Genomic DNA, 26294 nt, shown 5'->3' on the forward strand with positions numbered 1-26294 from the left:
CGTATCGGCGCTGCCGCGCGCCTTGCAGCGAGGCATAGCGAATGACGCAACCTCTCATGACGATGCGCGGCATCGTCAAGGCGTTTTCCGGCGTGAAGGCGCTCGACGGCATCGACCTCACGATCGCACCGGGCGAGTGCGTGGGTTTGTGCGGCGAGAACGGCGCGGGTAAATCCACGCTGATGAAAGTGCTCTCCGGCGTGTATCCGTGGGGCACCTGGGACGGCGAGATCATCTGGGAAGGCGCGCCGTTGAAAGCCGTCAGTGTGCGCGACACCGAACGCGCCGGCATCATCATCATTCACCAGGAGTTGATGCTGGTGCCGGAATTGTCGGTGGCGGAGAACATCTTTCTCGGCAATGAAATCACGCTGCCCGGCGGCCGCATGAATTACGCCGCGATGTATCAGCGCGCCGATGAACTGCTGCGCGAACTCGGCATTAGCGGAATCAATGCCGCGCAGCCGGTGATGAACTACGGCGGCGGCCATCAGCAGCTGATCGAGATTGCCAAGGCGCTGAACAAGCGCGCGAAGCTGCTGATTCTCGATGAACCGTCTTCTTCGTTGACGGCATCCGAGATCAGCATTCTGCTCGACATCGTGCGCGATCTGAAGCGGCGCGGCGTGGCTTGCGTGTATATCTCGCACAAGCTCGACGAAGTAGCCGCCGTGTGCGACACCATCAGCGTGATTCGCGACGGCCGTCATGTCGCGACCGAGCCAATGCGCGCGCTCACGACCGACCGCATCATTTCGCTGATGGTGGGCCGCGAGATCAAGAACCTGTTTCCGCGCGAGCCGCATCCAATCGGCGACGTGATCTTCGAAGCGCGGCACGTCACCTGTTTCGATGTGACCAATCCGCGTCGCAAGCGTGTGAACGATGTGTCGTTCGCACTGCGGCGCGGCGAGATTCTCGGCGTGGCTGGCCTGGTCGGCGCGGGGCGCACGGAGTTGATGCAGGCGATCTTCGGTGCGTATCCGGGTGTGAGCGAGGCGACCGTGGTGATGGAGGGTAAGCCGCTCAAGATTCGCGCACCCGTGGACGCGATTCGCGCCGGTATCGGCATGGTGCCGGAAGATCGCAAACGCCACGGCATCGTGCCGGGGCTGAGCGTCGGCCACAACATCACGCTGGCCGTGTTGGGGCGCTTTGCATCGGCTGGCCGGATCGATTCCGCGGCCGAACTCGATACGATTCACACGGAGATGAAGCGACTCTCGGTGCGCGCCGCGCATCCCATGTTATCGATTGCGAGTCTGTCGGGCGGCAATCAGCAGAAGGCCGTGCTGACACGCATGCTACTGACCAATCCGAAAGTGCTGATTCTCGACGAACCCACGCGCGGCGTGGACGTCGGTGCGAAATACGAAATCTACAAACTGATTTTTCAGCTGGCGCAGCGCGGCATGTCGATCGTGATGGTGTCCTCCGAATTGCCCGAAGTGCTCGGCATTAGCGATCGCGTGCTGGTGATCGGCGAAGGCGAGTTGCGAGGCGATTTCGTCAACGACGGCCTGACGCAGGAGGACATTCTTAGTGCCGCGATCCGTCCCGTGCAGCGATCCCCGAACCCAACCGTAGCGAGTGCCGCATGACGCCCGACGTTACTTCACAACGCGCCGAAGAAACCCTGCCGCGAGGCGCATTCGGCGGTCCGCAGCGCCTTCAGCAACTGTTCGCGCGTTACAAGATTCTCGCGCTGCTGATCGCGGTGACCGCGATCTGGATTTTCTTTTCGGTGCTGACGCACGGCGCGTTCGTTACGCCGCGCAATCTGTCGAACCTGCTGCGGCAGATGTCGATTACCGGCATGCTCGCATGCGGCATGGTGTTCGTGATCATTGCCGGCGAGATCGATCTGTCGGTCGGGTCGCTGCTCGGTTTGCTCGGCGGCGTGGCGGCGATACTCGACGTCAACCGGCACTGGCCGCTCGCCGTCACGTTACCCGTGGTGATGTTGCTCGGCGTGCTGATCGGCATGTTCAACGGATGGTGGTCGACTTACCGGCGCGTGCCGTCGTTCATTGTCGGGCTCGGCGGCATGCTGGCGTATCGCGGCATTCTGCTCGGCGTGACAGGCGGCTCGACGATTGCGCCGGTGTCGGACGGCTTCGTGTTCGTCGGGCAAGGGTATCTGCCGAGGCTCGCGGGCGATACGCTTGCCGTGGTGCTGTTTCTGCTGCTGGCGTTTCTGACGATACGGCAGCGGCGCAACCGCGAGCGTTATCAACTGCGGGTGGTGCCGTTCTGGCAGGACGTCGTGAAGGTGGTGGGCGCGGGTGTGATTCTCGCGGGCTTTGTCGCTACGCTCGACCGTTACGGCGGTATTCCGGTGCCGGTTCTGTTGCTGCTCGCGTTGCTGGGTATCTTTACGTGGATCGCCACGCAGACGGTGTTCGGGCGACGCATCTATGCGGTCGGTTCGAACCTCGAAGCGACGCGGCTCTCGGGCGTCAACACCAACCGCGTGAAACTGGCGATTTTCGCGCTGATGGGGCTGATGTGCGCGTTCGGCGGCATCGTCAATACGGCGCGGCTTGCTGCGGGGTCGCCTTCGGCCGGATCGATGGGCGAGCTCGATGCGATTGCGGCTTGCTTTATCGGTGGGACGTCGATGCGCGGTGGTTCCGGCACGGTCTACGGTGCGCTGATCGGGGCACTGGTCATGGCGAGCCTAGATAACGGCATGTCGATGCTCGATGTCGATGCTTACTGGCAGATGATCGTGAAGGGCAGCATTCTCGTGCTGGCCGTGTGGATCGATGTGGTGTCGGGGTCGAACCGGCGGTGAAGTGGAAGAAGGGAGAGGCGCGGCGGCTATATCGATCCGGTACGGCACCAATCCGTCAGAGCCTCCCTCATTTCTTCGACAACGGTGTTCCACTCTCCGAGTTCGCGCTGGCGGAATAGCCGCATTGATGGATACCAGGGGCTATCTGTTCTGCCGGTCAGCCAGCGCAACTCCGAATACGCGGGCAAGAGTACCCAGACAGGAAGGTTCGCCGCGCCGGCAAGATGTGCGACGGCCGTATCAACGGTGATGAGCAGGTCGAGCGTTTCAAGTATGGCGAGCGTATCGGCGAAGTCTTCGATGACTGGTCCGAGCGTGTGCAAATCGAACTTGCCCGCCAGATGTTCGCTGTCGCGTTCATGCTCGCCTTTCTGTAATGAAAACCATGTCGTCCCCGGATGCTCCAATAGAGGTTTCAGCGCTTCTATACTAATCGACCGGAATCGATCCAGAGCAGTGTGGGCGCCGCCTGCCCACACTACGCCGATTCTCGCGGTTTTCTTATACGCAGTTGACGGTGAAGCTGCATCGATCCTTGACCGCCATTGGTCAATATGAAGCGGCGATGCCGAGATGTATGGCATGGCAACAGGGAGCATTGGCAGGTCGAGCTTCATATGCTCCGGCATCCTTAGCATATGGCTCCAATAGTCGTAAGGACCGGCCGGTAATTTTGTAAAAACCGATCGTACGCCGGTCATGCTGGCCGCAATTCTGGCGACAGGTTGGCTGACCAGTACATCGACAACTGCGCCTTGCTGATGCAGCCACTCGGCAAACCGGATGAACTGGATTTCGTCACCACGTCCTTGCTCGCCGACGAGCAGGAAACTAGACCCGGAAACCGGTTCGCCGTTCCACACCGGAAAATCTGGAAAAACCAACGTGGCATGCGCGAGCGGCATGGCGTAAGTCATATTGCGACGTGCCCATCCGCTCTTGAAGTCGCCCTGACTCAGTTCGAGGCATGCAAGCTGACACTGCATGACTGGATCGTCGGGCGCGAGCTGTACCGCTTCGCTGCTGTAGACCAACGCTTCTGCAACTCTGCCGCGTACGCTCAGGGCATGGGCGGCATAGTGGTGCAGCGCGACGCGTTGCGGATCCATCCTGATTGCCTGGCGGGCGACATTCAGCATGTTGGCGAAGCTGTCCACTCTGTATAGCGCGAGACACAGCGCCTGCAATGCTTCAGGATTGTCCGCTTCCCGTTTGCTGATCTGTGCGACCGCTTCGTTTACCCGCACCGTTCGATTGGCTTTGGCTAGCGCATGGATCAGATCGAACTCGTCTTGCAGGGAAGATGAGTCGAGCGCCCAGGCAGATAGCCAATAATCGGCGGCGTCATCGGTTTCCCCGAGTTCGGCACTCAAACGCGCGATGGCACGTATCGCATGATGAAGGTCCGGCTCTATGGAGAGAGCCTTTTTGTATTGCACTTTCGCATCAGCAAGGCGGCCGCTCAGTCGCAGGCAATCCGCGAGATTGCGATGCAACGTCGCGGTGCTTCCAGAGAGGCCGAGCGCACGACGGTAGAAGGCTTCCGAACGTATGTATTCGCCCTTCATCGCGGCAATCAGGCCCGCGTGTTCCCACAGATCGGCACGTGCCGGATCGGCGTTTAGAGCACGCTCCAGATAAGTATCTGCTTCGGCGATTTTTTTCAGGTGCACGCACACCAGTCCCATACGATGCAGGGCATGGACGTTGAGCGGGCTTAGGGCCAATGCGCGTTGATAGCCGCTTTCCGCATCCCTCATGCGTAAGGCGGAATAGTCGGCGTCCGCGCGAGCAATCAGGGCGTCGATGTCGACGACGTAGGAATGATGGGCGGTGGCGTCAGGCATTTTCAAAGATAACCAGCTTCGCTTATGCGTGAAGTTGTGCATCTGCGCGGCGTAAGAGCGATGCAGATGCATTTCGCCAACACAAGCCTCAAGGTGTATAGGTGGCGTAAAGCACGCCGTCGTTGAGATTTGTATTTGGGCTCACTGTGACGTAATAAGTGCCTGCTGCCGGGCTTGACATGATGCATTGGGCGCCACTGCCTGAAGCGAATGCTCTCACGCAAGGCGCGTTTACCGTAGTGGGCGAACCGGCCCTGAGATACATCGTTCCCGATTCAAGACTGGATCTGTTCGAGAGAGCTACTCTCAGGATCCGCGCGCCAGCGGGGACGTCCAGCTTGAAAAATTTCATGACATTTGCTTTCGCAGCGATCGTGATGTTGACGTCGAAACTCAAATCAGTTGATTCAGGGGCGACTACGTTAAAGGGGCGGGTTACCCTGCTAACTGCTCCCGTGCTGTCGGTCGTCGTCAATGTGATGTTGTAAATGCCCGGATGTTCGTAGTCGTAGGTCGGGTTCACTGATTGCGTGTTTACCACTTCAACCGAGTTACTCGACCCGAAGTTCCACGCCCATGACTTGATCGATGCAAAACCTCTCGCGGTCGACAGGTCTGCGCAAGTAACCAGCATCCCGGCCACAGCCTGCGAACATTTGAAATCTGCCGTTGCTGGAATCTGGCCGGCCTTCGCCGCCGCAACTGTCGCCGTTGCATCGAGAATGCCTGAACCCAGAGGATGATCCGGCTGTTTCGGGAATGGTTGGGCGTGCTGCGTGATTAGTGTGCGCGTCTCTGCAATGCTTAGTGGCTTTGGTGCGACTGACTGTATGAGAGCAGCGACGCCGCTAACCATCGGCGCGGCCATGGAAGTGCCGCTGAAAGCGGCATAACTTTCGCTGCCCACCGCCGAAGTTCCATCGTTATAGGTCGATAAGATGTCGGTTCCAGGAGCGGAAATGTCGACCGTCGGCCCGTAGTTGGACAGGTAGCCTCGCGAACCGTCGCGTTGCGTGTTACCGACAGCGATAACGCCATGACAGTTGGCAGGTTAGGTGTTCGATGCGTCATCGTTATCGTTCATGGCGGCTACTACAACCGTAGCGCCCAAACCGTTCACAGTGTCTATGGCATCCTGATACGTCTGCGAACATTGGCCAGACGAGCCGAGGCTCGCGTTGATGACCTTTGCAGGACGAGGGTTGATGGGAAAGCCCGGAACAGATCCGCCCGCGGCCCACACCATAGCTTCCACGACGCTGGACATTGTGCCGAAGTTACAGGCACTCAGCGCGCGGACTGAAAGCACTTTCGCCGACGGTGCGACGCCTGCGACGCCGAGGCCATTGTTTGCCACCGCGCTCAAAATACCGGCAACGTGAGTGCCATGCCAGGTTACCTGGCAGTTCGGATTTTCGATTGTGCGGCCAGGGTTTGTGCCATCACCCGGCCCTGGAAGAAATGTAAAATCCGATCCACCGGGAGCTATGTTCGCATTCAGGTCGCTATGGCTTGTTACGCCATTGTCCACGAGCGCGATAGTCACGCCCGCGCCGGTTCCGGTGTTCCATGCATTCGCCACGCGGATACCCGCGTAGGGTTGCCCAAGGTCAAGATTTGAAAGAAGACCCCATTGATCGTTAAAGTACGGATCATTGGGTACAGCGCCACCTGAAACTGTAATGTCGGGCTCAACATATTGCACGTTCGGATCGGCTGCGATGGCGCGCATGAATGCTTTCGCTTGCGTGCTGGACAGTTTGCGCTCAGTCGTCACCACATCCGCGCCGATGCCCATCCGACGCAAATGATGCGCTCTTGCTGGGAAAGTGCTTGCAAGCTTGTCAAGTCTTGACTGCACCGCCGAGGAAGAACCGCGTTCAGCAGAGCCAGTTTTGTATTTAATGATGAAACGGTCCGTCTGAGAGTCCGATGTAATGCCAGTTGTATTCATCTTCAACGACATTGCGAGCGGAACCGTACTGGAAGCTGCGGCGCCCGCTGCAGCGGCCACTTCATCCGCATCCCGGGCCGTCGGTGCGGATTGGGAGGCGGTGTCGCTCGCGCCATTCCCACTACACGCCGCCAAAGCCAGCGCTAGCGTGACGTTTGCAACGCTGGCAGCGAAGCGGCCTATTGATATCCTTGACCGGATCGAATCCGCTCGGATAACTGCGTGTTGAAGGCCGACCTTTCCGGTTTCCGCTCTCTCTTTTTTCAATTTTTATATCTCCCAGATCTCTCGTGATCGCTCGTGCTTACGTTTGGAAAACGCACGAACACCGATACCCATTCGTAATACGAAGGTATTCGTTTGTAAAAATGAGAGGCGCTGGAAAGCGCTGCTTTATGTGAGCGAAAATCTACCTTCGATGTCAGGAATGGCGACGCGCCAATTGCGACATCTCCTGCCGTGCCAACAAACCGTCCCTGGCAAGCCGTCCCCACCGCATTTAATGAAACACCCCGCGACTTCCCCCCATTCCCACGCTCCCCCGCATCTCCCGCCCCGCGCCGTCCCGACTTGAGCGCACGCATTTAAGTCTCACATCGGCTCCCCCGTCTTATTACTATTCCGAGGAACAACGCCAAGGCGCCGACCGCGCTTTCATAGCTTCACAGCCAGCGTGCGAGCTGATCGAGCCATGTCATGTTAAAGCGCAGAACCTTCCTGCTTGGCGGCGCCGGTGCTGTCGGCGCGCTGCTGGTCGGGTGGTCGGTGCTGCCGCCGGGGCAGCGTTTGACCACGTCCATGCCGCTGCCGGCGCAAGGCACACAGGTGGCGCTCAACGGCTGGGTCAAGATCTCCGCCGACAACAGCGTGACGATCATGATGTGCAAGGCGGAAATGGGCCAGGGCATCCACACGGGCCTCGCCATGCTGCTCGCCGAAGAACTCGACGCCGACTGGTCGCAAGTGCGGGTCGAAGACTCGCCCATCGACAGGATCTACAACAGCGTGCAGAACATCATCGACGACCTGCCGTTTCGCCCCGACGACGACAGCGCCATCAAGCGCGCCACCGTCTGGATGACCCGCAAGGTGGTGCGCGAGGCCGGCACGATGATGACGGGCGGCTCATCGAGCATCAACGATCTCTGGACGCCGATGCGCGAAGCCGGCGCTTCCGCCCGCGCCATGCTGATCGGCGCAGCGGCCGCGCAATGGAAAGTGCCGGCCGGTGAATGCCGCGCTGAAGGCGGCCAGGTGCTGCATCCGTCCGGGCATAAGGCAAGCTTCGGCGAATTGTCGTCAATGGCCGCTCAGCAACCGCTGCCGCGCCAGGTGGCGTTGAAAGATCCCGCCGACTTCAAGCTGATCGGCAAACCGGTACGCCGTATCGAAGCGGCGTCGAAGATCAACGGCACGGTACGCTTCGGTATCGACGCGCTTCCCGACGGCCTGCTCTATGCGAGTGTCGTCATGTGCCCGACGCTGGGCGGTTCGGTCGCCAGGTTCGACGCAACGGCCGCCGGGAAAATGCCGGGCTTCATCAAGGCCTTCGCCGTTGCGCCGTATAACGGCGGCACGGGTGGCGTCGCGGTGATCGCAGACAACCCGTTTCGCGCGATGAACGCGGTCACCGCCGTGGCCGTGGACTGGCATGACGGCCCGGCGGCGAAGCTGTCGAACGCAGACGTGGACCGCCGCCTCGCGCAAGCACTGGACGATGGCGACGGCCACGCCTACTACCATCTGGGCGACGTAGACGCCGCGTTGAGCCGCGCGGCGCGCACCGTCAGCGCCGAATATCGCGCGCCGTATCTCGCGCACGGCGCGGTCGAGCCGCCCAACTGCACCGTGCAGGTCACGGACGGCTCGGCCACGGTCTGGGTCTCCACGCAAATGCCCGCGCTCGCGCGGCATCACGTGGCGAAGGTGCTGGATCTCGACACCGACAAGGTCGACGTGCAAACGCTTCTGTTAGGCGGCGCGTTCGGGCGGCGCCTGGAACTCGATTTCATCGCCCAGGCGGCGGCGATTGCACGCGAAGGCGGCGGCCGTCCGGTGCAAACCATCTGGTCGCGGGCTCAGGACTTCACTCACGATTTCTATCGTCCCGCGTGCGTGTCGCGGCTGAAGGCCGGTTTCGACAACGACGGCAAACTGGTGGCGTGGCAGGCCACGTCGGCAAGTCAGGCGATCGTGCCGGAATCCCTCGCGCGCTATTACGGCGTGCCGCGCATTCCAATCGACAAGACCACCTGCGAAGGCGCCTTCGATCAGCCGTACGAATGGCCCGCCGCGCGCGTGGCGCACAAGATTGTCGAGTTGCCGGTGCCGGTGGGCTTCTGGCGCTCGGTGGGTCATTCGCATCAGGCGTTTTTCACCGAGGGTTTCACCGATGAACTCGCGGTGGCCGCCGGCCAGGATCCGATTGCGTTTCGCGCCGCGCTGCTCGCGCAGCATCCGCGACATCTGGCGGTGTTAAGGCGCGTGGCGGCTTTGTCGGACTGGGGGCATTCGTTGACGCATGCCGCCGACGGCGCGCTGCGCGCGCGTGGCGTTGCGTTGCACGAGGCGTTCGGCAGTGTGGTCGCGCAGGTGGCGGAGGTGTCGATCGGGCCGGATAAGGGGATTCGCGTGCATCGGGTGGTCTGCGTGATCGATTGCGGCATGCCGGTCAATCCGAATCTGATCCGTCAGCAGATGGAAAGCGCGATCGTGTTCGGTCTCTCCACCGCGTTGCAGGACGAAATCACCCTCGTCAACGGTCAGGTGCAGCAAAAGAACTTTGTGGATTTCCCGGTCGTGCGGATCAACGATTGCCCGGTGATCGACACGGACATCATGCCGAGCCAGATGCATCCGCAGGGCGTGGGCGAGCCGGGCGTGCCGCCGGTTGCGCCGGCGGTGGCGAATGCCGTGTTCGCGTTGACGGGCCAGCGCTTGCGCTCACTGCCGTTGAAGCTTGCGTGAAGCGCAGCGAATCCGAAAACGCAGGAATGAAGAAACTAAAGGAGACGGGCGATGGGATCACTGAACATCAACGGCCGGGCGGTGGCGGTGCAGGCCGACCCCGACATGCCGCTTCTGTGGGTGCTGCGTTGCGAGCTTGGCATGACGGGCACCAAGTTCGGCTGCGGTTTGGGGATTTGTGGCGCGTGCCTGATTCATGTGGATGGCGAAGCGAACTTCGCGTGCCAGACGCTCATGTCGAGCCTGCACACGCAGAAGATCACGACCATTGAAGGCTTGCAGGGCCCTGAAGCACAGGCACTGAAGGCAGCGTGGATCGATCTCGACGTGGTGCAGTGCGGCTATTGCCAGAGCGCGCAACTCATGGCGGCTTGCGCGCTGCTCAAGCACAATCCCAGACCCACCGACGCGGACATCGACGCGGCAATGTGCCATATCGTGTGCCGTTGCGGCACGTATCCACGGGTCCGGGCGGCGATTCACCAGGCGGCCGCAAAGCGTCGGCCAGCATAGCGCTGCCGACCTTTCCGCGTTAACAGGAGGCCGCCGCGCGAGGGTTCAACCTGCCAGCATTTCCACCACGGCAACGACCGCTGTGAAAATGCCAATGCATCCGCCCAGCGCAGCCGCGCCTTTCATGAATTGCGACATACGTATCCCCGTAATGAATGGTCGATGGCACGAATTTAACTCGAATGAAAGGCAAAAGAAAGATAATAAAAATAATTCGTAAGCTTTTGGGCGAAACATTAGATCGTACGGATAGGGCACGAGCGCGTGCCCTTGCGGTGGCGGCCCCGCAAGTGGCCTGGTAAGCGAGCCTCGACCAGAAGCTCGCTTCAGACGCTCAAAATCAGAGGCCGCGTCAAGGCACTTTTGCGGAAGCCGCTGCGGGCGCCGGCGCCGCTTTGACCGGCACTGCGGCTGCGGGCGCCGCACTGCCGGACGCATTCTGCGGATCCATCTCCCACCCGCCGCCCAGCGCCAGGAACAGGTTGACCTGATCGATCGCCACCTGGCCTTCGGCGGCGGCCGCCTGAGATTTCGTCGAGGTGAGCGTGCGCGTCGCATCCAGATCCGAGATAAACGACTCACGCCCTGCGAGATACAGCCGATGCGTTTCATCCGCCGACGCGGCCGCCGACTTCACGGCGGCGCGCAAAGCGTCGGCGCGGGCGTAGTCCGACGCATAAGTTGCCAGACTGGTTTCGGTCTCGCGCAACGCGGTCAGCACCACGCCATCGAACTTCGCCAAGGCTACCTGGCTCGACGCCTGCGCCTCGCGCACCCGGCCGCGCGCGCCGTTCGCCGGGAAGGTCCAGCTGATCAGCGGACCGAAGCCCCAACGCGCCGTGGGCGAGGTGCCCAGGTCTTCGAGGATCCCGGTCAAGCCTGCCGAGGCGCCGATGCTTACCGTCGGATACAGCGCGCCGGTGGCCACGCCAATGCGCGCCGTGGACGCCGCCAGTTGACGCTCGGCTTCGCGCACATCCGGGCGGCGCTTGAGCAGCGCGGCGCCGTCGCCGATCGGAATCGGCTGGCGGATTTGCGGCAGCGTGTCGCACGCGAGCACGGCCGGCGGCAAGTCGGATGGCGCGCGGGCGAGCAGCGCGGCGAGCCGGTACTGGGCGATCTTGCGGCGTGCCGTATAGCGCGGAATATCCGCCGACAGCGTATCGACCTGGGTCTGCCCGCGCGTCACGTCGGGCTGATTGCCGCGCCCCGCGTCACGCAGGCGGCGCGAGACGTCCACGCGCTGCTTCTGCAGAGCGAGCGACTGTTGCGCGATTCTGAGCTCATCGGCTGCCGAACATTGCTCGACGTATGAGCGCACCACGTCCGCCACCACGGTGATCCGCGCGAGATCGGCCGCGGCCTGCACGGACTCGCTGTCTGCCTGCGCCGCTTCCACGCCGCGCCGCAGCTTGCCGAACAGATCGATTTCATACGAGACGCTGATGCCGATGTCGCCTTCGTTGACGACCGGCAGTTTCTCGGTGAGCAGGTATTGCTCGGCGGATTCCTGCGCGCGTTCGATCAGCGCCGAAGTCTTGCCGGAGAAACCACCTTGCGCTTGCGCGACGCCGAGCGCTTCGCGCGAGCGCGCGAGGTTCGCCGCCGCGACGCGCAAGTCGGTGTTCGATTGCAGCGCCTCGTCGACGAGTCCGTTCAGCACCGGATCGTCGTACAGCTTCCACCATACGGGCGGCACGTTGCGGCCGGTCGTCAGGGCCGCGTCGGCGCCTTCGATCGGCGTATTGGCCAGCGGCGCGTTGACGAGCGCCTGTTGCGGCAGCGCATAGTTGGGACCGACGTTCATGCAGCCGTCGAGCGCGACAGCCAACGGCAATAGCGGCAGCAGCGGCAATAAGGGCAGGGCGCGCGACAGCTTCATTGCGAAGCGCCCGAGATGACCGTGGCCGAGGCCGGCTGCGCAGCAGAGGCGGCCGGAACCGTGGACGTAGCCAAGGTTGAAGCCGAAGCCGAAGCCGAAGCCCCCGACGCACCCACCGCGCCCGAGGCACCCGCATCCGGACGCTTCTTACCCGCCAGCGCAAGATCGCGCACCGACACCGTCGCGGTGCGTCCCGCGATCATGCGGAAATCGGCGGGCACTTCGTCGAGCGCCACACGCACGGGAATCCGTTGCGCGAGCCGCACCCAACTGAATGCCGGATTCACGTTCGGCAGCAGGTTCGTGCCCTGCGAGCGGTCGCGATCCTCGATACCGGCGACAATGCTCTGCACGTGTCCGCGCAACACGTCCGGCTCGCCCATCACCTTGATATCCACCGGTTGGCCGATGCCGATGCCGCGCAGCTTGGTCTCCTCGAAATAACCGTCCACGCGGAACGAATGCATGTCCACCACCGAGACCACCGCCCGCCCCGCCGCGACGAATTCGCCGGCGCGCGGCGCGCGGTCGTTCAGATAACCGTCCACCGGACTCACGATCGTGGCGCGTTGCAGATTCAGCTTCGCGGTATCGATCGCAACGTTTGCATCAGCAAGCGCGGCTTCGCCCTGTTCGACGCGCGAGCGGCTTTCTTCGGACACCTCTGCAGCGACCAGGTTGCCGAGCTTGCGGTTGCGCGCGTCTTCGCGACGTGCCTGATCGAGCGTGGCGCGGCGTTGTTGCGCGGTGGCCTGAGCCTGGCGCAGCGCGAGCGTATAGCGAGCCTGATCGATCACGAACAGCACCTGGCCCCGCCTGACCTGCTGGTTGTCCACCACTTCGACCGACGAGATCAGCCCCGAGATGTCTGGCGCGACCTGGATCACGTCGGCGCGCACGTGTCCGTCGCGAGTCCACGGGGCGAACATGTAGTAGTCGACCAGCTTCCACAGCACGAGAGCCGCGGCCACGACGACGATCAGGGTGAGCAGAATCTGCCCGACGGAGAACCAGGTTTTTTTCACGTTATTAGTCTGTGCGAAACGACAACGACAAGGCCCAGCACCAGCACATAGATGCCGAGATCGAAGATGGAGCGATGCCAGACGAAGCGGTAAAAGCCGACGCGCGCAAGCACCGTGCGGATCGCCAGGTTGATCAGATACGCGATCAACATCAGCACGAGCACGGCCGGCACGAACACGCCGAAGATATCGATTTCACCGATCATCGCGGAGAGTGGAAAGAGGTGGAGACGGCCGGAAACCGGCGGCGAACGGCGGGCATCAGGCGGCAGCCTCCGGCTCGGGCGGCGTCGGTATTATCAACGTGGCCGGAAACAGCGAAAGACGCAAGCCGACCAGCGCGTGCAGCGCGTCACGCAACTGGCGCGCCGACGTTTGCGAGGTCGCGCTCGGCGCGCCGGCGTTGGCGAGCCCCTGTGCCGTTACGCGCGCCACGGCGGCGTCGATCGACGACATCAGGCTGTCCGGCACCGGCTCGCGCTTGCGGCGCGCAACACAGTTTTCGTAGTATTGACGCACGTCGTCGAGCACGTGTTCGATCGCGGCCGGCGCTTCGCCACCCAGCTTGCGGGTCAGGCGGCGCAGATCGAGCGCGTTGAAGGCAATGCGCAGATCGCGAAAGCTCTCGATCGACGGATGGCGATGGTCGTCGGTAGCGGCGAGGCGCGGGATCAACTGCATCAGCCGGTCGACCATGCGCGCGGCGAGATTGCGCGGATCTTCGATCGGCCGTGTCGACGCCGTGAGCGCCACGTCGGCCCAGCTCGAACGCAACAGTCGGGCCGCCGCGAGTTCGGCGCCGAACGGCCGCGTCACGCGAGTCCACACGTACGCGTAGAGCAGCCCGGCGAGGCCCGCGAGATTGCTGTTCAGAAACACGAAAAAGTTGGCGTCGTAAGCGTCTTGGATGCTGATGAAGGTGGCCGTGTTCACGGCGACCAGCACGGTGGCCAGGTTGAACTGCGGGCGCGGAATCAGCGTGCCGACGAAGATGAACGGCGCGGCGAACATGACGACCAGCATGGGAAAGTCATGCACGTGCGGCAGCACGACGAACAGGTAGACGCCCGCCGCCACCACGCTGATCGCGGTCGCCACGAAGAAGCGGAACACGAACGGCGCGGGCTCGTCGAGCGCCGCGAAGAAACAGCATGCCACGGCCGCGAGCGTCACCGCGCTGGCACCGTCGTTCCAGCCCGAGCCGATCCACAGACTGCACGCGAGAACCACGGCGGCCGCGGCCGAACCGGTCGAGAACAGCATGATGCCGTGATCGTAGAAGCGCTCGGTGCCGCCCAGCCGCCAATGGCGAAAGCGCGGGCGCCACGAACCTTCTTCGCGCGTGATGATGATGCGCAGCGCGCGGCAGTCCTGCCAGACGTCGATCACCTGCTTCATCCGCCACAACGCGTTCGAAAGCAGCGCGCCGTCCCAACTGGCTAGCGCGGACGGCGGCGGCTGCAGCGCCGCGATGCGCTCGCGCAACGCGTCGGCCGTCGGGTCGGGATGATAGCCTTCGCTCACGGCGGGCATCGGCTCATTGAACCACTTGATGAGATCGGCGAGCAGGCTTTCCAGACCTTCAGGCCATGTCTGGCGGCTGCTGTTGTAGAGCGCGATCAGCGGATCGGCCAGCGCCGACATGATCGGCAGCAGCAACTGCATGCGCCCGCGCAACTCATGCGCGCGCGCCAGCACGTCGGGCCGCGTGTGATCGTAGGCAAGCTGGCTCAGCAGCAGTTCCAGACCGTTAATGGTGGCCGCGAGTCGCTGCCGGGCACCCGATACCGCCGAGCCGGCAATGCGGCCGGACAGCGTTTCCGTCGCATAGAACGCGGCGTCGCGAAACCATGCGTCGGTCCGCTCGATGATGGTGGGCGCAAGCCGGCTCGGAAACAGCACGCTGCCGACAATGCTCGCGCACACGATGCCAAGCGTGATCTCCTCGGTACGGCTGACCGCAAGATCGAACACGCCGGTTGGGTTGGTCACCGAAGGCAGCGCGATGATCGGCATCGTATAGCCGGCCAGCAGGAACACGTAGCTGCGCGCGGTGCGGTCGGACACCGCCAGATACAGCAGCGTACCGGTCCAGAGCGCCACGATCACGCTGAACAGATACGGCGATTCGACGAAGGGCGGCACCAGCAGCACCGCGGCCGAGGCGCCGAGCATGGTGCCGAGCGCACGGTACAGCGCCTTGGAGCGGGTCGCGCCGACGAACGGATTCGACACGATGTAGACGGTCGCCATCGCCCAATACGGGCGCGGCAGTTCGAGCGCGAGACCGATGTAGAGCGCGATCATCGCCGCGGCAAAAGTCTTGACCGAGAACAACCAGTCGCGAAGGGAAGGGTAGACCATAAACCGTTACGCCGGATCGCCGGTCTCGTGCGGCGCGGCGGGGTCCGCTTTGCCTTTGTTCGACTTGTTCTCTTTGGCTGCCTGGCGGAGTGGGCCGCCGCCCTGCGCCGGTTCGCCTGCGGCGCGTTGATTGGGTCGGCTACGTTCTTCGCCGTCTGGCTCGCTGTTCTGAGCGGCCGGTTCGGTGGCCTCCCCCGTGAAAGCGGCCAGCACGCGCAAGGTCGCTTCCAGATCGCTGCGCGAGACGTCTTTCAATGCCTGCGCGCGCAGCGTGACCAGTTCCTCTTCCATTTTTGCGGTGACGGCCCGGCCTTCTTCGGTGAGCACCACGGTTTTCGCACGCCGGTCTTCGGGATCCTCGTCGCGGCGCATCAGGCCCGCCGCGCACAATTGATCGAGCAGCCGCACGAGCGACGGCCCTTCGATTCCAATGTGATCGGCTAACGTGACCTGGCGCACGGCCGAGCCGAGCCGGCTGGCGGTCAGCAGCGGCGTGGCGCATGCCTCGGAGACATTGAAGGCGGCGAGCACGCCGTGGCTCGTGCGCCGCCATTTTCGGGCAGCGACGACCAGCGTGCTGCTGACGGTGCGGCGCAAGGTATCGAGATTCGGCATGGCCGCTATTGTATTTCCAAAAACTTCGTTAGCAACCTATTGAATTGAAGTTTTTGTGACGCCGGGGTTATCCGTCAAGCCGCGCTTACGCGGCGAGCCCAAGCCGTACCGTGCGCGCGAGGTCATCGAGCTGGAAAGGTTTGCGCAGAATCGTGCAGCGCTTCACCGCCAGCCCGGAAATATCCACGTCCGCATAACCCGTCGCGAGGATCACCGGTAGATCCTCGCGCAGTTTGCGCGCCTCGGCGATCACGTCGATTCCGTTCATGCCGGGCATGGCGAAGTCCACCATCAGCAGGTCCGGCTTGTCGTCCTGCAAGCGGTTCAGTCCGGCGCGTCCGTCGGCGGCCTCGGTCACGGTGTAGCCGAGCATTCTTAGCGACTCGACGAGCATGGCGCGCACCTCGCCGTCGTCTTCAACCACCAGCACCCGCTTTTCGCCGACCGCGTTCGCTTCCGCATTCGACGTCGCTTCGGCTTGCGGCGCCACGCGTTCGCGCAACGGTAGCCAGATCTCGACGGTGGTGCCCGCGCCTTCCTCGCTGAACAGACGCGCGGTGCCGCCGGCTTGCGTCGCGATGCCGTAGACCTGGCTCAAGCCGAGTCCCGTTCCCTTGCCGATCGGCTTGGTGGTGAAGAACGGATCGAACACGCGCGACACGACTTCGGGCGGCACACCCGAACCGGTATCGGCGACTTCGATCACCACATAGGGGCCGCCTTCGAGAGTCTGATCCGGCGCTTCGCGCTCTTTCACGCGAATGCCGAGCTGGCCGCCGGCCGGCATGGCGTCGCGCGCGTTGATGGCGAGATTGAGAATGGCCAGTTCGAGCTGATTGGCGTCGGCCTCGGTCCACAACTCGTCGCCGCCGAATTCGTTGGTGTAGCGAATGCCGGAACCGAGCGACACTGTGATGATGTCGCGCATGCCTTGCAGCAACGTCACCACGTCCACCGCTTTCAGATCGAGGTTGCTGTTGCGCGAGAAAGTAAGCAATTGTCCCGTCAGTTTCGCGCCGCGTTCGGTCGCGCGTTTGACGGTGGCGGCCATGCCGCGAAGGCGCTCGTCGCTGCTTACGCGAGCGATCAACTCCGCGTTGACCATGATGACGTTCAACAGATTGTTGAAGTCGTGCGCTATGCCGCCGGTGAGTTGCCCGAGCGCTTCCATTTTCTGCGATTGCACCAGCACGGCCTGCACTTTGGCGCGCTCGTGAATCTCCATCATCAGCCGGTTGTTGGCGGAAGCAAGTTCGTGGGTGCGCTCTGCAATGCGGCTCTCCAGCGAGTCGTTCAGTTGCACGAGCGCGTCCTGCGCCTGGATCCGCTCGGCAAGATGGCGGCGCGACTCGTATTGCCGCGCCCGTGCCCGTAGTGACGAAGCCACCGCGCGCCGCAGCGTTTCCGAATTCAGCGGACGTTCGAGCACGACCACGTTGCCGAGCCGTTCGAGCACTTCCAGCCCGCGCTCCGAGCGATGTCCGACGCGTGGGGCGGCAAGCAGCGTGAACGGGAAGTCGGACCATGCCGGCTGCTGCTCGAGCCAGTCGAACAGGCGCACCGCATGGCCGCCTGCCAGCGCTTCCTCGGCGATCAACGCGGCGCCGGCGCCCTCATCCAGCGCGGCGGTGAGCGCGTCGGCATCGCGGCATGCCACGCACATGCGGTCGTCTTTGCGCAGCACTTCTGCGATCACATCGGCGTCGCGGCCAAACGGCGCCAGGATAAGAACGCGTTGCTCCATGACCTCACTTCCCGGGCGTTTCGATGACGCGGTTCGTCGCCCCGAGCAGGGCAGTGCTGCCACGATAAGCCGGCAGTCCGGAGAGTACGCCTTCGAAGTCGCGCAGCGCGTCGCCCACTTCCACGCCGCCGCTGGCTAGACGGAACTGGCGGATCGAGCGTTCGTGGGCATTGGCGCGGCTCTTCACGGCGGTCACGGCGGTGAGCACTTCGCCGTGGTGTTCGAAATAGCGGAACAGCACGACCACGTCGCTCAGATAGCTGATGTCGATATCGTTCTGCACCTCGCCGATAATGCCGTGCTGCCCCAGCACGAGCATCGTGACGACGCCTTGCTGGTTGAGATAGCCGAGCAGCTCGTGCATTTGCAGCAGCAGATAGCGCTCGCCGGGCATGGCCTGGAGATAGGCGTTCAGGCTGTCGATCGCAACGTACCGGGCGCCCTTCTTTTCGACCGACCGGCGCACGTCGCTGGCGAACTCGCCCGGGGATATCTCCGCCGGATCGATCTGGCGCAGCGTCAGCAAACCGCTCTCGACGTGCGGCGCGAGATACATGCCGAGCGTCGCACAACGGATCGTCAGCGTGGTGAGGGTCTCGTCGAACACGTAGTAGACGCAACGCTCGCCGCGTTCGAGCGCCGCGATCAGGCATGACACCACCGTGGTGGTCTTGCCCACACCCGAGGGGCCGATCATCAGCGCGTTGGTGCCGGGGATCAGTCCGCCGCCGAGCAGCGCGTCGAGTCCCGCCGTGCCGGTGCTCACCACCTCGGCGTTGAAGTTGGTGTGATGCTCGGCCGCGACGAGGCGCGGATAGACGTGGATGCCGCCGGTGTCGAGCGTGAAGTCGTGGTAGCCCTCGCGGAACTTGATGCCGCGCATCTTGGCGACGCGTGCGCGGCGGCGGTTGCCGCCATAGTCGTGCACGAGGTTGTCGAGGCTGATCACGCCGTGCGCGATGCTGTGCAACTGCACGTCGCCGGGGTCGGACGAATTGTCGTCGAGCAGCAGCACGGTGCATTCGCGGGTGGCGAAATAACGCTTGAGCGCGAGAATCTGCCGGCGGTAGCGCAGCGGGTTCTGCGACAGCAGCCTCAATTCAGAGAGGCTGTCGAGCACGATGCGAGCGGGCTTGAGTTCCTCGACCTGCTGGATCACGTTGCGCACCGTCTCGCCGAGTTCAACTTCGGCCGGGTGCAAGACGGTCTGCTCGTATTGCGGGTCGAGGCCTTCGTCGGAAAGCAGCTCCAGAACCGTGAACCGGCTGATGTCCCAGCCATGACTTTCGGCTACCGCGATCAACTCTGAGCGGGTTTCGGACAGCGTGATATACAAGCCGCCTTGGCCTTCTTCGACACCCTTGAGTAAGAACTGCAAGGCCAGGGTAGTTTTACCTGTACCGGGCGCGCCTTCCACGAGGTACATGCGGTGCGGTGTGAGACCGCCTCCCAGGATGTCGTCGATTCCCTCGATTCCTGAGGACAGGCGGGCCGGTGTGTCGGCGTCGTGTCTGTTTGACATGGCGTGGTGGGGCGTTTGGCGTCAATGAAAAGCTGATGATTTTTCAGCCGGTACGAGGAGGGTGCAATTTGCGTGCCCGCGCGCGCCGACGCTACGTGCCGGCGCGCGCCGTCACGAGCTGGATAAAGCGCGTGGCCGCGCTGTTGTGCAACGCCGCGGGATAGGCCAGATGCAGCGGCGCGCTCAGTTTCGAGGGGTTGGCAAGCGTGCAGTACACGGTGCCCACCTGGTCATAGCGTTGCATGGAAGCGGGCACCAGCGTCACGCCGAGACCCGCCGCAACGAGGTTGATGCCCGACACCATGCGCGGCACTTCCCGTGCGATTCGCGGAACGAAGCCGGCCTGGCGGCACGCCGCGAGGATATCGGCATACATGCCGGGCGCGCCTGGACGGCGGACCAGAATGAAGTCTTCGTGCGCTAGCGCTTTGAGGGGCACTTGTGGCCGCTTCCTGCCTTTGAGCAAGGGATGGCCGACCGGCAACACCACGACCATCGGCTCGTCGAGCAGCAGCTCGAAGGCCACGCCTTCCCGCGCTTCAACCGGCTTGCGCAGAAACGCCGCCTGAATCTGGCCCGCGGCCAGGCGCTCGATGATCTCCGCCGCATTGAGTTCGGCAAGCTCAACGGCAACCTCGGGACACACCGCGCGAAACGCGCGGATCGCCTCGGTCGTGAACGGATGAAATGCAGCGGAGCTCGTCAGCCCGATCGAAATCGTGCCCAGTTCGCCGCGCGCAATTCGGCTCGCCTTTTCTACCGCCTGCTGCAGATCCTGCAGCAGGCGTTGCGCATCTTCCGCAAAGGCCTGCCCGGCCGGCGTCAGGGTGACGCCGCGCGGCATGCGCACGAAGAGCTCGAAGCCGATCTCTTCTTCCAGCATTCGAATCTGCTGTGAAAGCGGGGGCTGTTGCATGGCCAGCCGCTCAGCCGCTCGCGTGAACTGGCCTTCTTCGGCGACCGCCAGAAAGTAACGCAGATGGCGTAGCTCCATGATGTTTCGTCTCCTGGATGGGGTTCGAAGGTCGGTTCATTGCCATATTCAATAAATATGGATTGTGCAGAAAACAGGTATTTTACATTTACCACGGCCGATCCTACGATCTCGTCCATCGCGCGGAAATGAACGCGAAATAAAACAAAACCCGACTCTGGTCGACAGGAGACGTCAGTGAAAAAACAATGCGCGGTGGCCGCTTTGGCCGTGGTGAGTTGCGCGGGCGCGCATGCTCAGGCATCGGTCACGTTATACGGTGTGATCGACACCAACCTCGAGTTTCTCAACCATGCTGGCGCTAGCGGCGGCTCGCTGGTTCGCGAGAATTCCGGCGGCTTGAGCAATTCGCGCTTCGGTTTTCGCGGCGCCGAAGATCTCGGCGGCGGCAATAAAGCGTTCTTCATTCTCGAAGCGGGCTTCAACGGCAACGACGGCACCAATGCGAGCGCCGGCGTGCTGTTCAATCGCACGGCGGCGGTGGGGCTTTCTAACGCGTACGGTGCGCTGTCGGCGGGCTTGCAGTACACGGCGATGTACGACACGCTGATCAAATACGACCCGATGGTGTTCGGCCAGCAATACACGTGGATGCCGACCACCGGTTCCGTGGATGGCTTTTCGTTCAAGGCGCGCGTGAACAACTCGGTGAAGTATGTAGGCCGCTTCGGTGGTTTGACAGCGACGGCGGATTACAGCTTCGGCGGCTCGGCGGATTCGTTTCAGAGCAGCGCCGCGTACGGCGGCGCGCTCGACTACGATACCGGCAGCTTCGCCACGGCCGTGGCCTACGACTACCGCAACGGCGCGATCAACTCGACAGGCATGTGGACCAAGTCGCGCAACTGGAGCGCCTCGGCGCGCGAGCAGCTCGGCAACGTCACGATCATGGGCGGCTATGAGCACTATTTGTACAACCCGACCAAGGGCAAGTCGGTGTCGTCGGCGTTGTGGTTCGGCGGTGTGCGTTATCTGATCGCGCCGGATTTCCGCGTGACGGCTGCCGCGTACTACCAGAGCAACAAGGCGGACAACGTGTCGAACTCGTTGATGGGCGTGCTGGGAGCGGACTATATTCTGTCGAAGCGGACCGATGTGTACGCAACCGTCGCGTATGCCGCGGCCACGCACTACGCCAACGACGAGTACACGCCCGTCGGCGTGACGAGCGATACCGCGTTCGGTCCGAACCAGACTGGCGTGACGCTCGGTATCCGGCATCGGTTCTGAGCATTCGGGTTCATTCGGGTTCTTCAACGACGGATTTGACGATGCGCCGCGTTCAGCACAGTACACGGTGATCAGGAGCAAGCTGCATGACTTTCAATCTTTCGCGACGTCTCGCCGTGCTGTGCGCAGCAACTGGCGCTGCACTGCTGATGACGCTCGCGCAACCTGCGCTCGCGGTCCACGCTTACGAGCCGCATCTGAAACCGGTGGCGACGGTTTCGGATACGCGCTTCACGCTCGACACGCCGCAAGGGCACGCGGAGTTTCCGCTTTATCTGTCGAAAGATTGGAACGTCGCGCAGCCGCAAGTAACGCGTGCGGTGATTGTGATTCACGGCAAACTGCGCAATGCGGACGTGTACTTTCGCACTGCGCAGAAGGCCCGCGATGCAGCCCACGCGGACCCCGACGCCACTTTGTTGATCGCGCCGCAGTTCCTCGCGACGCTCGACACGCGCGTGCATGACGAACCCGCCGATCTGCTGCGCTGGACCGGCGACGCGTGGATGGGCGGCGAAGCGGCGCAGTCGCCGCTGCCGATCAGTTCATACGAAGTGCTGGACGCGATCGTCGCGCGTCTTGCCGATCGCAAGCTGTTTCCGAATCTCCGGCACGTTGTGTTCGCCGGGCATTCGGGCGGCGGGCAAGTCGTGCAGCGCTACGCCGTGGCGGGGCGCAACATTGCCGCGCTGACTGACGAGGGCATCGACGTGCGTTACGTGGTGGCGAGTCCGTCCACCTATGCGTATTTCGATGCGCAACGGCCCAACGCGCAAGGCGTTGCCGCGCCGTTCGATGCCGCGCAATGTCCCGACTTCAATCAATGGAAATACGGCATGGACAACCGGCCGCCCTATCTCGGCGACCGCACGCCCGCGCAACTGGAGGCGACCTACGCGGCACGCCGGATCGACTACCTCGTGGGCGGCGCGGACGACGATCCGCAGCAGAACGCGCTCGACAAAACCTGCGCGGCCGAAGCGCAAGGGCCGCAACGCGTCGCGCGTGCCGAGGCGTACTACCGGTATATCCGGTCACGTCATCCGGATGGTCTGAAGCAGCGCTTTCATATCGTGCCGGGCGTGGGGCACAACGGCTCGCGCATGCTGACGTCGGTATGCGCGCTGGCGGCGATGTTCGACACTCAGGGATGCGAACAATGAGCGAAGCAATCTTGAATCAGCGTGATGGTGCGGCGTCAGGCGCCGTTGCGTCGAACGCATTGAGTCCGGCAATGGTACGGCGCGCGATCTTCGCCTCCGTGCTCGGCAATGGACTCGAGTGGTTCGACTTTCTGATCTATGGCTACTTCGCGAAGATCATCGCGCAAGTGTTCTTTCCAGGCGGCGGCGGTTTCGTGTCGATCATGCTGACGCTCGCCACGTTCGCGGTGGGTTTCATCGTACGGCCGATCGGCGGCATTCTGCTGGGCATTTACGCGGACCGGGCAGGGCGCCGCAAAGCGCTCTCGCTGCTGATCATTTCAATGGCGGCCAGCACGCTGCTGATGGGCCTCACGCCGGGTTATGCGAGCATCGGCATCGCGGCGCCGTTACTGGTGGTGCTCGCGCGCCTGCTGCAAGGGCTCTCCGTGGGCGGACAGTTCGCGACCGCCTCGGCGATGCTGGTCGAGTATGCGCCGCCGCACAAGAAGATGTTCTATGGCAGCTTCAACATGTCGGCGCAGGCGTTCGCGTTGCTGTTGTCGTCCGGGGTCGGCTATCTGCTGACCACGCAGCTCACGCATGAGCAACTGGTGGCGTGGGGCTGGCGTCTGCCGTTTCTGTTCGGCGCGTTGGCGGGGCCGTTCGGCTTCTATATCCGGCATCGCGTGGCCGAGTCGCCGGAGTTCGAGCGCCTGCTCGATCACAAGGACAAGCCGCCGCGCGTAACGATCCGCCAGTTCTTCCGCGATAACGGCGATGCGGCGATCTGCGCAATGGGCGTGATCATAATCGGCGCAGCGACCAATTATGTGTGGCACTCTTATCTGTCGGTCTATGTCGAACGGCAATTGCATCTGCCGCTTTCTACCGCGTTGCTCGGCGCATTCGTGTCAGGCGTGCTCAATCTGTTTCTGTTTCCGCTGTCGGGCAAGCTTGCCGATCGTTACGGCGCGTACAAACTGTTCTATCCGATCGTGATCGCGTGGATGGTCTGCGTGTACCCGCTCTATCACTTCGTCGTGACGAATCCGACGCCGGGGCATCTGTTCATCGCGCAGATGATCGCGACAGTGTTCCTCGCCGCAATGTCCGGTGCGCATCCCGGCATGCTCGCAACCTTGTTCCCGGTGCGCAGCCGCTCGGCGGGCGTGGCGCTGTCGTACAACATCGCAGTGACGCTGTTCGGCGGCATGGCGCCGCTCACCATTACCGGCTTGACCCGCGTGACCGGCAGCAGCCTCACGCCGGCGTTTTACCTGATTTTTGCCGGCTTCGTGTCGCTCGCGATGGTGTACTTCACGCGCGCCGGACGCATCTCGGGCGGCGCGGCGGCGAGGCCCGCCACTCATTGATCAACCACGAGCGTATTGCATGACCCAGCCTTTGATCACAGACGACGAACGCGCGCCGAATGAACGTCCGGTTGCGGTCGTCGCGAGCCGGCATCTGAGCGTTACGACGCGGGCCGGCAGCGGCACGGTGCCCGTATTTGCGAACGGCGACTGGCTAGCGCCGACGCGCGAAGTCCGCCGCGCCGTGATTCTGATTCACGGCCGACTGCGCAACGGCGATACTTATTTCGATCTCGCCGAGCTGTCGTGCGCGCTCGCCGGCGGCAGCGCGGCCGATACGCTGCTGATCGTGCCGCAGTTTCTCGCGACCGCGGACGTCGAGGCGCATGAGCTGCCGCCTTCCACGTTGCATTGGGACTGGACGAGCTGGATGGGCGGCGAAAACGCCGAAGGTCCCGCGCCGATCAGTTCGTTCGATGTGCTCGACGCGATTTTGCAAACGCTCGCTTCGCGTGAGCAGTTCGCGTCGCTTGCCGAGGTGGTGATCGCCGGGCACTCTGGCGGCGGCCAGGTCGTGCAGCGCTATGCGGTGGTGGCGCACAGCGAGGCGCCGCTTACGGCGCGTGGTGTTGCGGTGCGCTATGTGGTCGCGAATCCTTCGTCGTATGTGTACTTCGATGCGATGCGGCCCGTCGCGTCCGGCGAGTTCGCGGCGTTCGATCGGGCGATGTGCCCGTCGTTCAATCGCTGGAAGTATGGGCTCGAGGATTTGCCGGCTTACGCGAGCGACTCGGATAGCGCGGCTTGCGCTGCGGCGCTCGAAGCGCGCTATGCGCAGCGTGACGTTACGGTGCTGCTCGGCGGTGAAGATTGCGATCCGCAGCATCCGGCGCTCGATCGTTCTTGTGCCGCGCAAACCCAGGGGCATCACCGCCTCGGGCGCGGACTGGCTTATGCGCGCTATATGGCGGCGCGGCACCCGGAAGGATTGGCGACGCACCGGACGTTTGTGATCGATGGGGTCGGGCATGATGCCAAGGGGATTTTCTCGTCGACTCATGGGCTGGCTGCCTTGTTCGGCGCCGGACTGTGAAGCGGGTTGCGGAGTGGTTCATGGAGTGATGCACTCGGCGCACATAGGCACGAAGCGTGCTACTGCGCTTGATGCATGTTTGATGCTACCTGTGTGTCACTTCGAGGACCGCGCCGATATGAACAGAATCCGATTGGTCGCCACCGCCACCGCGCTTGCCGCCGCATCGCTAGGCGCCTTGCTCCCGTGCAGCGCCTATGCCGACGATGCGCCTAGCCCATGTACGTCGCTGAAACGGATCGTGGCGGCCGCACCGGGCGGTCTCGCCTCGTTGACGCCGGACGACGGCAAAGGCGTCGCGCAACCCTATGGCGACGACGCGCAATGTTCGGCAAGCCGCGGCAGCTATCAATGCACGTGGACGCCGCATCACGACGCCGGTTCGAACGCGGACGCGCTGCAAGCCGTAGCGGCTGACGTCGCGTCGTGTCTGCCCGACGCGACGCACGATCAGAATTCGCCGGGACGTCAGCATTTTTATCTGGGCGCGAAGGGCAAGCGCACCGACATTACGCTGACACCGACGGGTGCGAACAAGCTGCGTCTGGTGGTGTCGGGCAAGTGATGTGGGTCAGGTGATTTAAGTCAGGTGATTTGAGTCGCCGCGCAAGACCCGCTACTGCGACGCCGGCCACCATGTCCAGCCACGCGATGAGCACCGCAACTCGATCGTAGAAAGCGGCGCGATTTCAATGCGCGAAAACACCACGGGCGATGCGCCCAGCGCAGACACAATTGCTGCCCGCAGCACTGGCGCGTGGGTGACGGCGATCACGTTGCGCGTATGCTTCGATGCCGGATCCGCCGCGCGGTGTAGCGCATCGAGCCATTCTCCTACCCGCTTCACGAGGTTGCTGAACGACTCGCCGCCGTGCGGCGCGGCGTCCGGATCGCGCGCCCATGCCGCGAGGTCTTGCGGCGCTTCGACGGCGAGGTCGGCGAGCCGCCGTCCGTGCCATTTGCCGTAGTTCATATCCGCCAGTCCGACATCTACCGATGCGGCAAGGCCCAAGGCCGCTGCCGTAGCACGCGCGCAGACGGCAGGGCTGACGTAGGCTGCCGCGCCTTGTCCGAGCGCCGGCGTGGTGCGCGCCGCGTAGGCGTGGGCTTCGGCGAGGCCGCGGGCGTCGAGCGGGTCGTCGGCGGGAAAGCGGCCTGCGCGCTGGGCGGCGGTCGAGGCGTGGCTGATCATCAGCAGCCGTGTGTCCATTCTGTTCATTTCCTGTGAGGCTACGCCGGAGCTGGACGCCGGTTGGGCACGAAGCGCCCGCCCGGGGTTGCCGGGTACC

20 protein-coding genes and 1 pseudogene are annotated in these 26294 nt (G+C 63.2%); 9 read left to right on the plus strand and 12 right to left on the minus strand.

Features of this window, described 5'->3' with window-relative positions; genetic code table 11:
• The first annotated feature begins 41 nt into the window (after positions 1–41).
• Both xylG and PDMSB3_RS22240 read left to right on the plus strand, forming a co-directional pair.
• Positions 42–1601: a D-xylose ABC transporter ATP-binding protein gene (gene xylG / locus PDMSB3_RS22235; RefSeq protein ID WP_007176106.1), complete on the plus strand. Its 1560-nt coding sequence runs from the start codon at positions 42–44 to the stop codon at positions 1599–1601.
• Positions 1598–2797 (plus strand): sugar ABC transporter permease, encoded by a 1200-nt coding sequence (locus PDMSB3_RS22240; RefSeq protein ID WP_165187723.1) that lies wholly within the window; start codon positions 1598–1600, stop codon positions 2795–2797. The genes xylG and PDMSB3_RS22240 overlap by 4 nt, the downstream gene beginning before the upstream one ends.
• A gap of 26 nt (positions 2798–2823) precedes the next feature.
• Here the strand turns inward: PDMSB3_RS22240 and PDMSB3_RS22245 are convergent, their stop codons facing one another.
• From PDMSB3_RS22245 to PDMSB3_RS37925, 3 genes and pseudogenes are all read right to left on the minus strand, one after another.
• On the minus strand, positions 2824–4716 hold the full coding sequence (locus PDMSB3_RS22245; protein WP_165187725.1) for a tetratricopeptide repeat protein: 1893 nt from the start codon (positions 4714–4716) through the stop codon (positions 2824–2826).
• Between the two features lie 16 nt (positions 4717–4732).
• Entirely contained in the window at positions 4733–5278 is a 546-nt protein-coding gene (locus PDMSB3_RS22250; RefSeq protein ID WP_232064417.1) for a pre-peptidase C-terminal domain-containing protein, read from the minus strand.
• 102 nt (positions 5279–5380) lie between these two features.
• A pseudogene (locus PDMSB3_RS37925) lies at positions 5381–6610 on the minus strand (S8 family serine peptidase); the annotation flags it as partial.
• 684 nt (positions 6611–7294) lie between these two features.
• On the opposite strand from PDMSB3_RS37925, the gene PDMSB3_RS22260 reads away from it, so the two are divergent.
• Complete coding sequence (locus tag PDMSB3_RS22260; RefSeq protein ID WP_165187731.1) at positions 7295–9565, plus strand: xanthine dehydrogenase family protein molybdopterin-binding subunit; 2271 nt, start codon at positions 7295–7297, stop codon at positions 9563–9565.
• A 51-nt stretch (positions 9566–9616) separates the two neighbouring features.
• A complete protein-coding gene (locus PDMSB3_RS22265; RefSeq protein ID WP_007176110.1) occupies positions 9617–10078 on the plus strand; it encodes a (2Fe-2S)-binding protein in 462 nt (153 codons plus the stop codon).
• A 352-nt stretch (positions 10079–10430) separates the two neighbouring features.
• Here the strand turns inward: PDMSB3_RS22265 and PDMSB3_RS22270 are convergent, their stop codons facing one another.
• The 8 genes from PDMSB3_RS22270 to PDMSB3_RS22305 all read right to left on the minus strand — a co-directional run bounded on the left by PDMSB3_RS22270 (position 10431) and on the right by PDMSB3_RS22305 (position 20224).
• Positions 10431–11960, minus strand: coding sequence for an efflux transporter outer membrane subunit (locus PDMSB3_RS22270; protein WP_007176112.1), 1530 nt, complete (start codon positions 11958–11960; stop codon positions 10431–10433).
• Positions 11957–12985, minus strand: coding sequence for an efflux RND transporter periplasmic adaptor subunit (locus PDMSB3_RS22275; protein ID WP_165187733.1), 1029 nt, complete (start codon positions 12983–12985; stop codon positions 11957–11959). The genes PDMSB3_RS22270 and PDMSB3_RS22275 overlap by 4 nt, the downstream gene beginning before the upstream one ends.
• Positions 12982–13191, minus strand: a complete 210-nt coding sequence (locus PDMSB3_RS22280; RefSeq protein ID WP_007176114.1) for a DUF1656 domain-containing protein — start codon at positions 13189–13191, stop codon at positions 12982–12984. Before PDMSB3_RS22280 ends, PDMSB3_RS22275 begins: the two co-directional genes overlap by 4 nt.
• A gap of 55 nt (positions 13192–13246) precedes the next feature.
• The gene (locus PDMSB3_RS22285; RefSeq protein ID WP_007176115.1) at positions 13247–15349 is read right to left on the minus strand and encodes an FUSC family protein; all 2103 of its coding nucleotides are present in this window, start codon (positions 15347–15349) and stop codon (positions 13247–13249) included.
• Positions 15350–15355: 6 nt separating this feature from the next.
• Entirely contained in the window at positions 15356–15964 is a 609-nt protein-coding gene (locus PDMSB3_RS22290; protein WP_007176116.1) for a MarR family winged helix-turn-helix transcriptional regulator, read from the minus strand.
• A gap of 85 nt (positions 15965–16049) precedes the next feature.
• Positions 16050–17708: an ATP-binding protein gene (locus PDMSB3_RS22295; protein WP_007176117.1), complete on the minus strand. Its 1659-nt coding sequence runs from the start codon at positions 17706–17708 to the stop codon at positions 16050–16052.
• A gap of 4 nt (positions 17709–17712) precedes the next feature.
• On the minus strand, positions 17713–19230 hold the full coding sequence (locus tag PDMSB3_RS22300) for an ATPase domain-containing protein (protein WP_007176118.1): 1518 nt from the start codon (positions 19228–19230) through the stop codon (positions 17713–17715).
• Positions 19231–19321: 91 nt separating this feature from the next.
• A complete protein-coding gene (locus PDMSB3_RS22305; protein ID WP_007176119.1) occupies positions 19322–20224 on the minus strand; it encodes a LysR family transcriptional regulator in 903 nt (300 codons plus the stop codon).
• A gap of 177 nt (positions 20225–20401) precedes the next feature.
• Between PDMSB3_RS22305 and PDMSB3_RS22310 the strand changes: the two genes are divergently transcribed.
• The 5 genes from PDMSB3_RS22310 to PDMSB3_RS22330 all read left to right on the plus strand — a co-directional run bounded on the left by PDMSB3_RS22310 (position 20402) and on the right by PDMSB3_RS22330 (position 25570).
• Positions 20402–21454, plus strand: a complete 1053-nt coding sequence (locus PDMSB3_RS22310) for a porin (RefSeq protein ID WP_007176120.1) — start codon at positions 20402–20404, stop codon at positions 21452–21454.
• Between the two features lie 86 nt (positions 21455–21540).
• Positions 21541–22617, plus strand: coding sequence for a hypothetical protein (locus tag PDMSB3_RS22315; RefSeq protein ID WP_007176121.1), 1077 nt, complete (start codon positions 21541–21543; stop codon positions 22615–22617).
• Positions 22614–23972 (plus strand): MFS transporter, encoded by a 1359-nt coding sequence (locus tag PDMSB3_RS22320; protein ID WP_007176122.1) that lies wholly within the window; start codon positions 22614–22616, stop codon positions 23970–23972. The genes PDMSB3_RS22315 and PDMSB3_RS22320 overlap by 4 nt, the downstream gene beginning before the upstream one ends.
• 19 nt (positions 23973–23991) lie before the next feature.
• A complete protein-coding gene (locus PDMSB3_RS22325) occupies positions 23992–25005 on the plus strand; it encodes an alpha/beta fold hydrolase (RefSeq protein ID WP_007176123.1) in 1014 nt (337 codons plus the stop codon).
• A gap of 118 nt (positions 25006–25123) precedes the next feature.
• Positions 25124–25570: a hypothetical protein gene (locus PDMSB3_RS22330; protein WP_165187735.1), complete on the plus strand. Its 447-nt coding sequence runs from the start codon at positions 25124–25126 to the stop codon at positions 25568–25570.
• A 51-nt stretch (positions 25571–25621) separates the two neighbouring features.
• On the opposite strand, the gene PDMSB3_RS22335 is transcribed toward PDMSB3_RS22330, so the two are convergent.
• Positions 25622–26215, minus strand: a complete 594-nt coding sequence (locus PDMSB3_RS22335; protein WP_165187737.1) for a histidine phosphatase family protein — start codon at positions 26213–26215, stop codon at positions 25622–25624.
• Positions 26216–26294: the final 79 nt, after the last annotated feature.

Source organism: Paraburkholderia dioscoreae, from assembly GCF_902459535.1.
Lineage (GTDB): Bacteria > Pseudomonadota > Gammaproteobacteria > Burkholderiales > Burkholderiaceae > Paraburkholderia > Paraburkholderia dioscoreae.